Source organism: Enterobacter cloacae complex sp. 342H5, from assembly GCF_050030905.1.
GTDB classification, from domain to species: Bacteria; Pseudomonadota; Gammaproteobacteria; order Enterobacterales; family Enterobacteriaceae; genus Enterobacter; species Enterobacter intestinihominis.
Window position 1 is genome coordinate 3170478 of the sequence record NZ_JBLGVB010000001.1, and the last position, 14214, is coordinate 3184691.

General features: G+C 58.2%; 14 protein-coding genes. 3 read left to right on the top strand and 11 right to left on the bottom strand.

What is annotated here, in order from left to right:
* Positions 1 to 11: 11 nt before the first annotated feature.
* From truA to pdxB, 3 genes are all read right to left on the bottom strand, one after another.
* Complete coding sequence (gene truA, locus ACQG03_RS15095) at positions 12 to 824, bottom strand: tRNA pseudouridine(38-40) synthase TruA (RefSeq protein ID WP_001286071.1); 813 nt, start codon at positions 822 to 824, stop codon at positions 12 to 14.
* The gene (locus ACQG03_RS15100; RefSeq protein WP_023306649.1) at positions 824 to 1837 is read right to left on the bottom strand and encodes an aspartate-semialdehyde dehydrogenase; all 1014 of its coding nucleotides are present in this window, start codon (positions 1835 to 1837) and stop codon (positions 824 to 826) included. The genes truA and ACQG03_RS15100 overlap by 1 nt, the downstream gene beginning before the upstream one ends.
* A gap of 67 nt (positions 1838 to 1904) precedes the next feature.
* Entirely contained in the window at positions 1905 to 3041 is a 1137-nt protein-coding gene (gene pdxB / locus ACQG03_RS15105; protein ID WP_022648856.1) for a 4-phosphoerythronate dehydrogenase PdxB, read from the bottom strand.
* Positions 3042 to 3152: 111 nt separating this feature from the next.
* On the opposite strand from pdxB, the gene flk reads away from it, so the two are divergent.
* On the top strand, positions 3153 to 4157 hold the full coding sequence (flk, locus tag ACQG03_RS15110) for a flagella biosynthesis regulator Flk (RefSeq protein WP_048965796.1): 1005 nt from the start codon (positions 3153 to 3155) through the stop codon (positions 4155 to 4157).
* A gap of 84 nt (positions 4158 to 4241) precedes the next feature.
* On the opposite strand, the gene ACQG03_RS15115 is transcribed toward flk, so the two are convergent.
* Positions 4242 to 5420, bottom strand: a complete 1179-nt coding sequence (locus tag ACQG03_RS15115; protein ID WP_063146674.1) for an MFS transporter — start codon at positions 5418 to 5420, stop codon at positions 4242 to 4244.
* A gap of 68 nt (positions 5421 to 5488) precedes the next feature.
* Complete coding sequence (gene fabB, locus ACQG03_RS15120) at positions 5489 to 6706, bottom strand: beta-ketoacyl-ACP synthase I (RefSeq protein WP_022648859.1); 1218 nt, start codon at positions 6704 to 6706, stop codon at positions 5489 to 5491.
* A 158-nt stretch (positions 6707 to 6864) separates the two neighbouring features.
* On the opposite strand from fabB, the gene mnmC reads away from it, so the two are divergent.
* Positions 6865 to 8862, top strand: coding sequence for a bifunctional tRNA (5-methylaminomethyl-2-thiouridine)(34)-methyltransferase MnmD/FAD-dependent 5-carboxymethylaminomethyl-2-thiouridine(34) oxidoreductase MnmC (gene mnmC, locus ACQG03_RS15125; RefSeq protein ID WP_023300645.1), 1998 nt, complete (start codon positions 6865 to 6867; stop codon positions 8860 to 8862).
* Between the two features lie 65 nt (positions 8863 to 8927).
* Here mnmC and ACQG03_RS15130 read toward each other — a convergent pair whose 3' ends face one another.
* From ACQG03_RS15130 to prmB, 6 genes are read right to left on the bottom strand one after another with little or no spacing between them, the layout of a single operon-like run.
* Entirely contained in the window at positions 8928 to 9203 is a 276-nt protein-coding gene (locus ACQG03_RS15130) for a YfcL family protein (protein ID WP_022648861.1), read from the bottom strand.
* Positions 9204 to 9216: 13 nt separating this feature from the next.
* The gene (locus ACQG03_RS15135; RefSeq protein ID WP_023300646.1) at positions 9217 to 9762 is read right to left on the bottom strand and encodes an elongation factor P hydroxylase; all 546 of its coding nucleotides are present in this window, start codon (positions 9760 to 9762) and stop codon (positions 9217 to 9219) included.
* The gene (locus ACQG03_RS15140) at positions 9762 to 10571 is read right to left on the bottom strand and encodes a sulfite exporter TauE/SafE family protein (protein WP_022648863.1); all 810 of its coding nucleotides are present in this window, start codon (positions 10569 to 10571) and stop codon (positions 9762 to 9764) included. Before ACQG03_RS15140 ends, ACQG03_RS15135 begins: the two co-directional genes overlap by 1 nt.
* Positions 10571 to 11395, bottom strand: coding sequence for a penicillin-insensitive murein endopeptidase (gene mepA, locus ACQG03_RS15145; protein ID WP_003861385.1), 825 nt, complete (start codon positions 11393 to 11395; stop codon positions 10571 to 10573). The genes ACQG03_RS15140 and mepA overlap by 1 nt, the downstream gene beginning before the upstream one ends.
* A 2-nt stretch (positions 11396 to 11397) precedes the next feature.
* Positions 11398 to 12483, bottom strand: coding sequence for a chorismate synthase (aroC, locus tag ACQG03_RS15150; protein WP_023306656.1), 1086 nt, complete (start codon positions 12481 to 12483; stop codon positions 11398 to 11400).
* Positions 12484 to 12543: 60 nt separating this feature from the next.
* Positions 12544 to 13476, bottom strand: a complete 933-nt coding sequence (gene prmB, locus ACQG03_RS15155; RefSeq protein WP_063163605.1) for a 50S ribosomal protein L3 N(5)-glutamine methyltransferase — start codon at positions 13474 to 13476, stop codon at positions 12544 to 12546.
* A gap of 145 nt (positions 13477 to 13621) precedes the next feature.
* On the opposite strand from prmB, the gene smrB reads away from it, so the two are divergent.
* The gene (gene smrB, locus ACQG03_RS15160) at positions 13622 to 14173 is read left to right on the top strand and encodes an endonuclease SmrB (RefSeq protein ID WP_022648866.1); all 552 of its coding nucleotides are present in this window, start codon (positions 13622 to 13624) and stop codon (positions 14171 to 14173) included.
* Positions 14174 to 14214: the final 41 nt, after the last annotated feature.

Here is a 14214-nt window from a genome sequence, read left to right on the forward strand (position 1 = left end):
TGCGCCTTTGTTTAGTCCGCTAAAAACAGCGGGCCCATTGGCGGTTTTGGCAGGTCGAACCGGTCCGGGTAATCCACCGAAACCAGATACAGACCTTCCGCTTTCGCCGTTGCTGCCGCAAGCGTTCTGTCCTTCGCTGCCAGCAGTTCTGCAATCCAGCTCTCCGGCTGGTGTCCGGCGCCCACTTCCATCAGGCTGCCTACAATATTCCGCACCATATGATGTACAAAGGCATTGGCTTTGATATCCACCACCACATACGCGCCATAACGACTGACGTTAATGTGCATGACGTTACGCCACGGCGTACGGGACTGACACTGCACCGCACGAAACGACGTAAAATCATTCTCTCCAATCAGACACTGCGCCGCACGCTGCATACGTTCTGCATCCAGCGGTTCATAAAAATGCGTCACGCCCTGGCTTAACACCGCCGGGCGCAGGCGCTGGTTGTAGATGACATAACGGTAGCGCCGCGCCGTCGCGCTGAAACGCGCGTGAAAATCATCCGGCACAGCTTTCACCCAACGCACGGCAATGTCACCAGGCAAATTCGCATTTACACCCAGCGTCCAGGCCGCGTCTTTGCGCACGGCGGTGGTGTCAAAATGCACTACCTGTCCCGTGCCGTGAACGCCGGCATCGGTGCGGCCCGCACAGAAGACGCTTATCGGTTCATTCGCCACCTGAGAGAGCGCTTTCTCCAGCTTCTCCTGGACGCTGCGCACCTCATTCTGCCGCTGCCAGCCATAGTATTTACTGCCATCGTATTCAATGCCGAGGGCAATTCTGTGGACCGGCTTTTGTTCCACATCTGACATCAGTACAGATACTCCTGCACCAGTTTTTCCGCGATTTTGACCGCCATCAGCGCGCCGCCAAAACGCACGTTGTCGGCAACGGACCAGAACTGCACCTGCTCAGGCATACCGTAATCGTTACGCACGCAGCCCACAGAGAGATGCGCGCTGCCGGTAGCGTCGCCCACCTGCGTCGGGAATTCACTCTCTTCGGACAGGACAAGGTCCTCTCCGCGGCCAAACGCGTCGCGGGCTTCTTCAGCCGCCAGCGGACGCAGGGCTTCAAACCCGACCATCTGCGCGTGGCCGTAAAAGACCGGAGACTGCACGACGTTCGCGGAGATCATCAGACCGTCATCCTGCAGAATTTTGCGTGCTTCATCGACGATACGACGCTCTTCCCGCACCGAACCTTCACGATCCGGCAGCAGCGGCAGCATGTTGAACGCCAGCTGGCGGCCAAAGAAATCATCTTCGTCGATCGGGATACCGTTCAGCAGCTTCGCGCTCTGCCCTGCCAGTGCGTCTACGGCTTTTTTGCCGTTAGCGGAGGCTGACAGCAGGCTGGTCACGGAAATACGCGACAGGCCACCGTCGTCGATCAGCGGCTTCAGCGCGGTCAGCAGCTGGCTGGTGAGGCTGTTCGGTACTGCAATGATATTGCGGTTGCGGTAGTCAGCCAGCACAAACGGGTTGACGTCCGGCACCACCAGCGGCACATCCGGCTCCAGGGAGAACAGGCCGCTCAGGTCGATCACCAGACATCCTGAATTGGTCGCTTCTTCAATGTAGGATGCCGTGGCTTCCGCACCTGCGGCAAAAAACGCCAGCTGAGCCTGTGTCCAGTCAAACGCGGCGGCATCCTGCACCATCACGGATTTCCCGCCGAAACGCAGATGTTCTCCTGCGCTGTCGGTACGCGCCAGCGCGTAAATGTCGCCCACCGGGAACTGACGCTCAGCAAGGGTTTCAAGCAGGGCTTCGCCCACGGCGCCAGTGGCACCCAAAATGGCAATGTTCCAGCCTTCAGACATGGTGGTTTACTCCAGAAATAAAAAAGCGTCCCTGCCGGAATATCCGACAGGGAGCATTAAGAAGACATTAACGTGCCGGGTGGTGAACGGCGTTAAATCCCAGCTGATGCAACAGCGCCGCCGCGGGGGCGTCATCGCACATCACATACAGGGAGGACCACTCGCGGCGCTCAAGGTAATTTTTGCGCAGCTTGTCAAACTCACCCGGAATACCCGCCACTTTACGCAGCAGCGCGTCATCGCGGCGCACATCATACACCAAATGCACCAGTCTTTTCAGCGTTGCCTCATCCAGCGGTCCATGAAGGGTAATGCGACCAAATTCCGGGGCGGGCAGCAGCGTATCCAGCGCGACCTGCTGCGGATGGCCGATAAAGGCGCTGTAAGCCTCAAACACCTGGGTTGTGCCACGCGCTTTGCCTTCAAGGGTATAACCCGCGATATGCGCGGTACCCACGTCCACCTTATTCAGCAATGCGACGTTGAGATCCGGCTCTGGCTCCCAGACGTCCAGTACGACGCTAAGATCTTGTCCCTCGTCGAGACATGTCAGCAGCGCCGCGTTATCCACCACCGGTCCCCGGCAGGCATTTATCAGAATAGTGCCAGCCTTCAGACGGCGGATCAGCTTTTCGTCGGCCAGGTGCAGAGTCTTGTACGGCCCTTCTTTAAAGAGCGGCGTATGGAAGGTGATGACATCGCACTCGTCGACCAGCTCATCCAGCGTGCGGAAATCGCCCTCATCGCCGTTATCCTTACGCGGCGGATCGCACAGCAGAGTGCGGATGCCCCAGGCTTCCAGACGCTTTTGCAGACGTCCGCCCACGTTGCCCACACCCACAATCCCGACGGTGCGGTCTTTCAGCGCAAAACCATCGCGCTCGGCCAGCATCAATAGCGAGGAGAATACATATTCCACGACGGCAATGGCGTTACAGCCTGGCGCCGCGGAAAAACCAATCCCCGCCAGCTTAAGCCACTGGTCATCCACATGATCGGTCCCGGCCGTTGCCGTCCCGACAAATTTAACCCCTTTGCCGGTGAGCAGCGCCTCATTTACTTTGGTCACCGAGCGCACCATCAGGGCGTCTGCATCGTCCAGTTCGCTGACCGGAATCGGGCGACCAGGGACAGCCTTAACCTCACCCAGGCGGCTGAACAGCTCACGGGCGTAAGGCATATTTTCATCAACGAGGATTTTCACGTCTGAGTACCTGTTTGAGAGGAAGTAAACCTGCCAAGTGTGCCATAATCTCGCCGCCGGGCATATATCTCCGCCCGGTTACGCAGAGTTTGACTTTAAGGATTTTTGACGATGCAGCCCATTTCAGGTACGCCTCCGCGCCCTCCGGGTGAAGGCCCCGTAACGCCCAACACGCCAGGCGAACAACCGCTCTCCACGCAGCAACGCACCGTACTGGAGCGTCTTATCACGCGTCTTATTGCGTTGACCTCACAGCAAAACGCAGAGGTATGGGCCGGCGTTAAGCACGATTTGGGCGTCAGAAACGATGCGCCGCTACAGTCGCGCCATTTCCCTGCCGCCGAACAAAACCTGAACCAGCGTCTTACCAGCGCACAGCAGCAACATACTACCCGCCAGATTATCTCGCAGCTGACCGAGCTGTTGGGCCAGGGGAATAATCGTCAGGCAGTGAGTGATTTTATCCGTCAACAGTACGGTCATACCGCCCTGAGCCAGCTTTCGCCGGAACAGCTGAAAACCGTGTTGACCCTGCTGCAAAGCAATCAGCTTTCTATCCCGCAGCCGCAACAGCGCCCGTCTACAGAGCGGCCATTACAGCCTGCGGAGCATAATACGCTCAAGCAGATGGTCACTAAGCTGGCTGCCGCCACCGGCGAACCGACAAAGCTTATCTGGCAATCCATGCTGGAACTTTCCGGTGTGAAAGCGGGCGAGATGATCCCGGCAAAACAGTTTACCCATCTGGTCACCTGGCTCCAGGCGCGTCAGACGCTCAGCACCCAGAGCGCTCCGACCCTGCACAGCGTACAGGCGGCACTGAAACAACCGCTGGAACCGCACGAGTTCGATATGATCCGGGATTACGCCCAGCAGAGCTGGCAGGCGACACCGCAAACCGTGCTGACCACCGCGCAGGTACAGGATTTACTGAATCAGATCTTCATTCGCCGCGCCGAGCGGGAAGGCGGTGTACCGGAGGTAAGAAACATACAGCCGATCTACAACCCGCTGTTTGCCCCCGTTGTTGACACGTTCAAGACGCTTTCTGCCCGTCCGGGATTGATGTTTATCGCGTTGCTGATTGCGCTGGCGATTTTCTGGCTGGTTGCTTAAAACTGCCGGGTGGCGGCTACGCCTTACCCGGCCTACGGTTCGCGCGGTTGTAGGCCCGGTAAGCGGAGCGCCACCGGGCAAAAACTACGACCTGCGAAACGTCACCAGCGTCACCACAATCCCCACCACCGCTGACACCGCACCGGCGAGAAATACGGAAGGATAGCCAAACGACGTTGCAAGCAGCCCCGCCAGCGGCCCGGTGATGCCGTAAGAGATATCCTGAAACGCCGCATAGCCGCCTAGCGCCGTGCCGCGCACCTGCGGAGCGACGCGCTTCACCACTTCAACGCCCAGCGCCGGGAAGATCAGCGAACAGCCGCAGCCGGTTAACGCCGCACCCAGCAGCGCAACGGATGCGGACGGCGCCTGCCAGAGCAGTACCAGACCCACGGTCTCAATGACCAGTGACGCCACCGCCACCTTCACGCCGCCAAAGCGATCCGGCATCCAGCCAAACAGCACGCGCATCAATACAAACGCGCCGCCAAAGGCCGTCAGCGTAAAGCCCGCCATCGCCCAGCCGCGGCTCATGAAATAGAGGGAGACGAAGGTACCGATAACCGCAAAGCCCACTCCCTGAAGCGCCAGCCCAAGCCCCGGTTGCCAGATTTGCCCCACCACGCTCCACAGCGAAGGACGCTCGCCTTTATGGGCGGGCACCTTACGCACCGAACCGTTAAACGCCCACGCCAGCAGCGGTAATACCATGGTGGTGCCTGCCAGCACCGCAAAACCAAACTGGCTGTGGATCAGCAGCCCCAGTGGTGCGCCTGCCGCCAGCGCGCCGTAAATCGCCATCCCGTTCCAGGACATCACTTTTCCGGAACGCGCAGGTCCCACCAGCCCCATTCCCCAGGTCAGGGTGCCGGTCAGCAGCTGGCTTTCGCCAAAGCCGAGGATCAGGCGCCCTGCCACCAGCAGCGCGAATTTATACGCTGCATCTATCGGCAACAGCGCCGCCAGCAGCCAGGCTCCCCCCGCCAGCCCGCAGGCAAACATGCCCTGCAACGCCGAGCGTTTTGCGCCGTGCTGATCCGCGAGGCGACCGGCGTAGCCCCGGGTTAATACCGTCGCTAAAAACTGAATGCCCACCGCAATACCGACCATGGTGTTGCCATAGCCCAGCTCCTGGTGAACGAACAAGGGGATCACCGGCAGCGGCAGACCAACGGTCATGTAGGTCAGAAACACCGCAAAGGCGATGCGGAAAAGGGAAAGGTTCCCGGAAGGAGCGCTCTTCTCAGGGGTAACAGCCTTCATGCATAACTCCGTGTTCAGGCATAAAAAAAGGGAGCCGCGTGGCTCCCTTCTACTATATCTTCAAACGCTTACGCTTTCAGCTTACGCATCACCAGCGTGGCGTTGGTGCCGCCGAAACCGAAGCTGTTGGACATAACGGTCGTCAGCTCACGTTCGGTGGTTTCGGTCACGATGTTCAGGCCTGCCGCCTGCTCGTCCATCTCGTCGATGTTGATGCTTGGCGCGATAAAACCGTTTTCCAGCATCAGCAGAGAGTAGATCGCTTCCTGCACACCCGCCGCACCCAGAGAGTGACCGGTCATGGCTTTGGTTGCAGAGATAGCCGGACTGTTGTCGCCGAACACTTCACGGATCGCACCCAGCTCTTTCACGTCGCCTACCGGCGTAGAGGTGCCGTGAGAGTTCAGGTAGTCGATTGGGGTATCAACGCCGTGCATCGCCATCTTCATGCAGCGCACCGCGCCTTCGCCGGATGGAGCAACCATGTCAGCGCCGTCAGACGTTGCGCCGTAGCCCACGATCTCAGCGTAGATGTGCGCGCCACGCGCCAGCGCGTGTTCCAGCTCTTCAACCACAACCATACCGCCGCCGCCAGCGATAACAAAACCGTCGCGGTGTGCATCATAGGTACGGGATGCTTTGTCTGGCGTTTCGTTGTATTTGGTGGACAGTGCGCCCATCGCGTCGAACTCACAGGCCATTTCCCAGCCCAGCTCTTCGCCGCCGCCAGCAAATACGATGTCCTGTTTGCCCAGCTGGATCTGCTCAACCGCATTACCGATACAGTGTGCGGAGGTCGCACATGCAGAGCTGATGGAGTAGTTCACACCGTGGATTTTGAACGGCGTTGCCAGGCACGCGGAAACCGCTGAACCCATGGCTTTGGTCACAACATATGGACCGACCGCTTTCAGGCCGCGCGGGCTGCGCATGGCGTCAGCACCGAACACCTGAGCTTTAGAGGAACCGCCGGAGCCTGCAATCAGGCCCACGCGTGGGTTGTTCTGGTAAGCGTCTTCGCTCAGACCAGAATCCTTGATCGCTTCCTGCATGGAAAGATAGGCGTAGATAGAGGCATCGTTCATGAAACGAACCACTTTACGGTCAATTAAACCGGTGGTATCCAGTTTAACGTTACCCCATACGTGGCTACGCATTCCAGAATCTTTAAACTCTTCAGAGAAAGTGATCCCGGAGCGTCCTTCACGCAGAGATGCCAGGACTTCCTGCTGGTTATTACCGATGCTGGAAACGATGCCCAGGCCAGTAATCACTGCACGTTTCATTCAATACCTCTGTAAGTCGCACTATAAAAAGTTTCGAGTCGCACAATAGCGTACACTTGTACGCCGAACAAGTCCGATCAGCGATTTTCTGTGGAAATTTGCACCGATGGGCTCACATCGCTAAGATCGTGCCACTGCCTGTCGGACGAGTAACTTACGTGAAACAAAACGCCATACAACCTGCCAACCTCGAATTCAACGCTGAGGGTACACCTGTTTCCCGAGATTTTGATGACGTCTACTTTTCTAATGATAACGGACTGGAAGAGACGCGCTATGTCTTCCTCGAAGGAAATCATCTCAGCACCCGCTTCCCTGAGCATCCGCGCAGCCTGTTTGTCGTCGCGGAGAGCGGTTTCGGCACCGGGCTGAATTTTCTGACCCTCTGGCAGGCCTTCGACCAGTTTCGCGCTGCACACCCCGAAGCTACCTTACAAAGATTACATTTCATCAGTTTCGAAAAATTTCCGCTTACCGCGCACGATCTGCGGCTTGCCCATCAGCGCTGGCCGGAGCTTGCCCACTGGGCGGAACAGCTTCAGGCCCAGTGGCCACCGGCTATCGGCGGCTGTCATCGTCTGATTCTGGACGACGGACGCGTCACGCTCGACCTGTGGCTTGGCGACATTAACGACCTGACCGATAAGCTCGATGACTCAATGCATCAGAAAGTGGACGCCTGGTTCCTGGACGGTTTTGCGCCCGCCAAAAACCCGGACATGTGGAGCCCGCACCTGTTCAGCGCCATGGCACGTCTGGCACGCCCGGGCGCGACGCTTGCCACCTTCACCTCGGCGGGCTTTGTCCGCCGTGGGTTGCAGGAGGCGGGGTTTACCATGCGGAAAACCAAAGGCTTTGGCCGCAAGCGCGACATGCTGGTGGGGGTGATGGAGCAGGATCTGGCGATCCCGGCACAGGCACCCTGGTTTGCTCGCCGCCCCAGTGCGTCGCGTGAGGTCGCCATTGTGGGCGGAGGTATTGCCAGCGCCCTGCTCTCACTGGCGCTGCTGCACCGTGGCTGGCAGGTGACGCTCTACTGCGCTGACGAGGCACCGGCGATGGGTGCATCAGGCAACCGTCAGGGCGCGCTTTATCCCTTATTAAGTTCACACGATCCCGCACTGTTCCAGTTCTTCCCGGCTGCGTTTACGTTTGCTCGTCGCCTTTACGATAGCCTGCCGGTTGCGTTCGACCACGACTGGTGCGGTGTGACGCAGTTGGGCTGGGATGAGAAGAGCCAACAGAAAATCACCCAAATGCTGTCGCTGGGGCTGCCGGAAACCATCGCCCATGCAGTGACGGCTCAGCAGGTTGCTGAGACCGCTGGCGTCGACACCGGCTGCGGCGGAATTCAGTATCCACTCGGCGGCTGGCTGTGTCCGGCTGAACTGACTTCTGCGGCGATAGCCCTCGGGCAGTCGCGTGGGTTGACAGTGCATTATGCCCACAAGGTTCAATCGCTAAGTCGCACTGCGCACTGGGAACTGCGTTTTGCTGACGGCAAAGCGTCGCAGCATGCCAGCGTTGTACTGGCCAACGGACATCACATCACTCAGTTTACCCAGACAGCGTCATTGCCGGTTTATCCAGTCGGCGGCCAGGTGAGCCATATCCCCACTGCGCCCGAACTGAGCAAACTGCGTCAGGTGCTGTGTTACGACGGCTACGCGACGCCGCAAAATCCGTCCAACGGCCATCACTGCATCGGTGCCAGCTATCATCGCGGTGAAACAGATATGCAGTACAGCGAAGCGGATCAGCAGCAAAACCGCCAGCGCCTGCTCGACTGTTTCCCGAATGCGTCGTGGGCGAAAGAGGTTGATGTCAGTGAGGGTCAGGCGCGCTGCGGCGTACGCTGCGCGACCCGCGATCACCTGCCGATGGCGGGAAACGTGCCGGACTATGACGCCACGCTTGAAGTCTATCAGGATCTTGCAGACAACAAAGAAACGGCGGTAAGTGCGCCCGTTTATCCGGAACTGTTTATGTTGGGTGGCTTAGGCTCGCGGGGATTATGCTCCGCGCCATTGCTGGCTGAAGTGCTAGCCGCGCAAATGAGCGATGAGCCGGTTCCGCTGGACAGGGTTACGCTCGCGGGGCTTAATCCGAACCGACTGTGGGTGCGGAAATTGCTGAAGGGGAAAAGGGTTAAGTAGGGTGCGGTCTGGTGTCCTCACCCTGGCCCTCTCCCCAAAAGGGAGAGGGAAGAGAAGGCGGCAACTTAGCGTTTAGCCTGCTGGAACAAATTGTCCCACATGCCCAGCACTAAAGACTGGTCGCGTGGAGACAGTTCCCCGGCCAGAATGGCTTTTTCAAGGCTGCGAGTAACTTCCGCGTGAACGGCGTCGGCAGAGTGATCGTCCCCGGCTTCCAGCGCGGCTACCGCCAGCGTCAGGTGACCACGCAGATAACCGCTGGCGAACAGCTCATCATCGCTGGCGTGTTCCACCATGTCATCAATTAACGCCAGAATGCGTGATTCAAATTCTGCGATCATCTTCTTTCCTCTGTTATAAATCTTCCGGCCACGGGAAGCATTCCGCCGTGATCTCCGGCGTATGGTAATAATTTTGTAAAGCCTCGATCAGGCGTGCCGGACGTTCCGGGATGCCTTTCTCAAGATATTCCATCACCTGCGCATGCACGCGGCGCTGGAAGACGATACGGTCTGGCTCGAAGTCGCCTTCAAGGTTGTCACAGCTGACGTTGAACGGGAAACCCGCTGCCACGCAGAACAGCCACTCCAGCGCCTGCGGTTTCACCTCCACATCTTCGAACTGCCCCTGGGTGGCGGCGTCGCGCCCGTCCGGGCAGTACCAGTAACCAAAGTCCACCAGCTCGCGACGCGCTTTCCCCGCGATGCACCAGTGCGAAATCTCGTGCAAACCGCTGGCGTAAAAGCCATGGGCAAAGACGATGCGGTTGTATGAAACCTGGTCATCAGCAGGAAGATAGATCGGTTCGTCGTCGCCTTTAATCAGACGGGTATTAAAATCATCAGCAAAACAGCTGTCGAAGATCTCAATCAGCTGTTCGTATTTATGCGTACTGTTCATTAGTTCATCCCCAACCAGGTGAGGATCTCCTGTCCATGGCTGTCATAAAGAAGTTTGGCGCTCATCACCGCCGAGACAACAACAATCATCGGGCGGATCAGCTTTTGCCCTTTGCTTAATACCAGACGCGAGCCTGCGCGCGCGCCCAAAAACTGCCCCGCCATCATCACAAATCCGGTAGCCCAGATAACCTTGCCGCCAATGATAAACAGCAGCAGACCGCCAACGTTGGAGGTTGCGTTGAGGACTTTGGCGTGGGCGGTGGATTTGGCGAGGTTGAACCCGGCCAGCGTCACGAATGCCAGCGCGTAAAACGAGCCTGCTCCCGGACCAAAGAAGCCGTCGTAAAAACCGACGCAGCCACCGGCAATCAGCGCAAACGGCAGGCCGTGCAGTCGCCGCGCCCGGTCTTCCTCGCCGAGCTTTGGCATCAGTAAGAAATAGAGGCCAATACAGATAACCAGAATCGGCAGGATCTGGCGCAGAATGTCGGACTGTACGTGCTGGACCAGCAGCGCGCCCGCCGTCGAGCCAATAAACGTCATCAGGATATTGAGCTTCTGATCGGCAAGATTCACCACTTTGCGCCGAACAAAGTAGAGCGATGAGGAGAGCGAACCGCCGCATGCCTGGAGTTTGTTGGTGGCAAGCGCCTGGGCAGGGCTCATGCCTGCCGCCAGCAGCGCCGGAACGGTGAGCAACCCGCCACCGCCCGCCAGGGCATCGATAAATCCGGCTAACATCGCAACAAAAAAGAGCACCGCCAGCAGCAGCGGTGACACCATAAACAGATCGACGAAATTATCCATTAAAGTACATGCTCATCCAGTAGCGCCTGGCAGGAAGGCGGCAACGGAGGCGGTGTCTTCTTCTCAGGCTTAGAGGTTCCAGGCTTGGCCGGTTCAAACCAGCTTTGCAGTTCGTAACCACAACCATCGCCAGGCGGTGGCAGCGGCTGATCTTCACATTCCAGGCTGTTCGCCGGGCAGCGCAGGCGAACATGCATATGCGCCCGGTGCTGGAACCACGGGCGCACTTTACGCAGCCAGTCGCGATCCGTTCCCGCATCCAGGCAAAGCTGCTGCTTGATGGCCGGGTTAACAAAGATCCGTGTGACGTCGTTATCCTCTGCCGCCAGCTTAATCATGCTGGAAATTTCCGGCGACCAGCGCGAGGCTACGACCCGTTTACCGTCGGCCGAGACCAGATCCAGCGCCTGCGGTTTCAGCAGCTGCGCTGAGCTCCAGCGCGTTTTCGGCAGTTGCAGGAAGATGTCCACATCCAGTCCGGTCTGGTGGCTGGCGTGACCGCCGTTGAAGCGACCACCTGCAGGCATCCCCATATCGCCAATCAGCATCGTCCCCAGCCCCAGGTTATGCACCTGGTTGCCAAGACGCTGAATAAACAGTACCAGGTCAGGATGGCCGAAGTAACGGCGCTGGTCGGTGCGCATCACCTGATAGGTGTCCGACTGCAGCGGAAGTTCCTGCGCGCCGACGATACACCCGTTGGAGAAAGCGCCAATGGACTGCGCGCTTCCCGCTACCGGGTGGGTGATTTTCTGCCACGGCGTGGCGGCCAGGCTTGCTCCACTGGCCAGCAGCGCCAGCAGAGCGATTGCGGTTTTTTTCATAGTTACCAGCGTGGAATGGTGGTCGTCACATCCGCATTCTGCGCGCGCTGGCGCAGGAAGTGATCCATCAGCACGATCGCCAGCATCGCTTCTGCGATCGGTACCGCGCGGATACCCACGCATGGATCGTGCCGTCCTTTGGTGATCATCTCTACTTCATCGCCTGAGCGGTTAATCGTGTGGCCCGGCACGGTAATGCTGGACGTTGGCTTCAGCGCGATATTGGCAATAATTTGCTGCCCGCTGCTGATGCCGCCCAGAATGCCGCCCGCATGGTTGCTCTGGAAACCCGCCTTCGTGATTTCGTCGCGGTTTTGGCTGCCGCGAAGCTTAACCACGTCAAAACCGTCGCCGATTTCAACGCCTTTCACCGCGTTGATGCTCATCAGCGCGTGGGCGATGTCAGCGTCGAGGCGGTCAAATACCGGCTCGCCCCAGCCAGCCGGCACACCGTCGGCCACCACGGTGACTTTCGCACCAATGGAGTCGCCCTCTTTTTTCAGGCCACGCATCAGCTCGTCCAGCGCGTCCAGCTTGTCGGCATCGGCGCAGAAGAACGGGTTAAGTTCTACCTGATCCCAGTCTTTGATTGCCAGCGGAATGTCGCCCATCTGGGTCAGACAGCCGCGGATAACGATGCCGAATTTCTGCTGGAGATATTTTTTGGCAATCGCACCTGCCGCCACGCGCATCGCGGTTTCACGCGCGGAAGAACGTCCGCCGCCGCGATAGTCGCGAAAGCCATATTTTTGTTCGTAGGTATAGTCGGCGTGGCCCGGACGGAAGACGTCTTTAATCGCGCCGTAGTCCTGGGAGCGCTGATCGGTGTTTTCAATCAGCAGACCAATGCTGGTCCCGGTGGTACGGCCTTCAAAAACGCCGGAGAGAATTTTGACCTGGTCCGGCTCGCGACGCTGCGTGGTGTAGCGAGAGGTACCCGGACGACGACGGTCAAGGTCATGCTGTAAATCGGCTTCGGTCAGTTCGATGCCTGGCGGGACGCCATCAACGATACAACCCAGTGCCAGACCGTGCGACTCGCCAAAGGTGGTCACACGGAATACCTGTCCAATACTGTTTCCTGCCATCACGGCTCCGATGTTGTTGTTTGTGTTTGAGCGTTGTGAAACGGGCCGAAGCCCGCTGGATTAATCTTTGTAAATGCTGAAGTATTCGCGTGCATCAAGCAGTTGCGTTTTGGTCAGCATAAAGACGCCGTCACCGCCGTTGTCGAACTCAAGCCAGGTGAACGGCACATCCGGGTACTGCTCTATCAGATGTACCATGCTGTTACCCACTTCACAAATCAGAACGCCATCCTCGGTCAGATAATCCGGCGCGCAGGCCAGGATGCGGCGGGTCAGCTTCAGCCCGTCAGAGCCTGACGCCAGGCCCAGCTCCGGCTCGTGACGGTACTCGTTCGGCAGATCGGACATGTCTTCGGCATCCACGTACGGTGGATTGGTGACGATCAGGTCGTATTGCAGCGTCGGCAGGTCGCGGAACAGGTCAGAGCGGATAGGCGTGACGTGATGGATCAGCCCGTGCTCTTCAATGTTGTGTTCGGTGACGGCCAGCGCGTCGGTGGAGATATCGACGGCGTCCACTTCCGCTTCCGGGAAGGCGTACGCGCAGGCAATCGCGATGCAGCCGCTGCCGGTGCACATATCAAGTATGTGCTGCGGCTGATGGTTAATCAGGCCGTCAAAGTGGTTGTTGATCAGCTCGCCAATCGGCGAACGTGGCACCAGCACACGCTCATCAACATAGAACTCATGGCCGCAGAACCAGGCTTTGTTGGTCAGGTAAGCCACCGGAATACGCTCGTTCACGCGACGGATCACGCGCTCAACGATGCGGTGTTTTTCACTGGAGGTCAGGCGCGCGGTGCGCATGTCTTCCGGAATATCCAGCGGCAGATAGAGTGACGGCAGCACCAGCTGGACGGCCTCATCCCACGGGTTATCGGTGCCGTGACCGTACCAGATATTGGCGGCGCTGAAGCGGCTAACCGACCAGCGCAACATGTCCTGTATGGTATGCAGCTCGTTTACTGCTTCATCGACAAAAATTTTATCCACTCTTTCCTCCAGGGCATGCTCGCATAATTTTCGGCGGCTAGTTTGCCATGAAGACGGCGATAAATCAGCAATGACGCGTGTCGCTTGAGGTTAAAAAATGCGTTTAGTCGGGTACACTATCGGAAATACGAGATGAGAATGACGAATGAAAAAGAAAACATCGCTCAGCGAGGAGGATCAGGCTCTCTTCCGTCAGCTGATGACCGGGACGCGTAAAATCACGCACGACACCATTGTCCATCGCCCGCAGCGTAAAAAAATCAGCGAGGTTCCGGTCAAACGGTTGCTTCAGGAGCAGGCCGATAACAGCCACTATTTTTCAGATGAGTTTCAGCCGCTGCTAAATACGCAGGGCGCGGTGAAATACGTGCGCGAAGACGTTAGCCATTTTGAACTGAAAAAATTACGCCGGGGAGATTACTCGCCGGAGCTGTTCCTCGATCTGCATGGGTTGACCCAGATGCAGGCGAAGCAGGAGCTGGGGGCGTTGATCGCGGCGTGCCGACGCGAGCATGTTTTTTGCGCCTGCGTGATGCACGGTCACGGCAAACATATTCTCAAACAACAGACGCCGCTGTGGCTGGCTCAGCATCCGCACGTAATGGCTTTTCATCAGGCACCAAAAGAGTACGGCGGAGATGCCGCATTGCTGGTGTTGATTGAAGTTGAGGAGTGGCAGCCGCCAGAGTTGCCCTGACAGGATGGCGGGAGGCACGCGGCACCCCGCCATATCGCACG

What these genes read in the sequence shown, in the direction of transcription:
- truA (WP_001286071.1), bottom strand. Translation starts at nt 824, where the DNA reads ATGTCAGATGTGGAACAAAAGCCGGTCCACAGAATTGCCCTCGGCATT.
- ACQG03_RS15100 (WP_023306649.1), bottom strand. Translation starts at nt 1,837, where the DNA reads ATGTCTGAAGGCTGGAACATTGCCATTTTGGGTGCCACTGGCGCCGTG.
- flk (WP_048965796.1), top strand. Translation starts at nt 3,153, where the DNA reads ATGCAGCCCATTTCAGGTACGCCTCCGCGCCCTCCGGGTGAAGGCCCC.
- ACQG03_RS15115 (WP_063146674.1), bottom strand. Translation starts at nt 5,420, where the DNA reads ATGAAGGCTGTTACCCCTGAGAAGAGCGCTCCTTCCGGGAACCTTTCC.
- fabB (WP_022648859.1), bottom strand. Translation starts at nt 6,706, where the DNA reads ATGAAACGTGCAGTGATTACTGGCCTGGGCATCGTTTCCAGCATCGGT.
- ACQG03_RS15130 (WP_022648861.1), bottom strand. Translation starts at nt 9,203, where the DNA reads ATGATCGCAGAATTTGAATCACGCATTCTGGCGTTAATTGATGACATG.
- ACQG03_RS15135 (WP_023300646.1), bottom strand. Translation starts at nt 9,762, where the DNA reads ATGAACAGTACGCATAAATACGAACAGCTGATTGAGATCTTCGACAGC.
- ACQG03_RS15140 (WP_022648863.1), bottom strand. Translation starts at nt 10,571, where the DNA reads ATGGATAATTTCGTCGATCTGTTTATGGTGTCACCGCTGCTGCTGGCG.
- mepA (WP_003861385.1), bottom strand. Translation starts at nt 11,395, where the DNA reads ATGAAAAAAACCGCAATCGCTCTGCTGGCGCTGCTGGCCAGTGGAGCA.
- aroC (WP_023306656.1), bottom strand. Translation starts at nt 12,483, where the DNA reads ATGGCAGGAAACAGTATTGGACAGGTATTCCGTGTGACCACCTTTGGC.
- smrB (WP_022648866.1), top strand. Translation starts at nt 13,622, where the DNA reads ATGAAAAAGAAAACATCGCTCAGCGAGGAGGATCAGGCTCTCTTCCGT.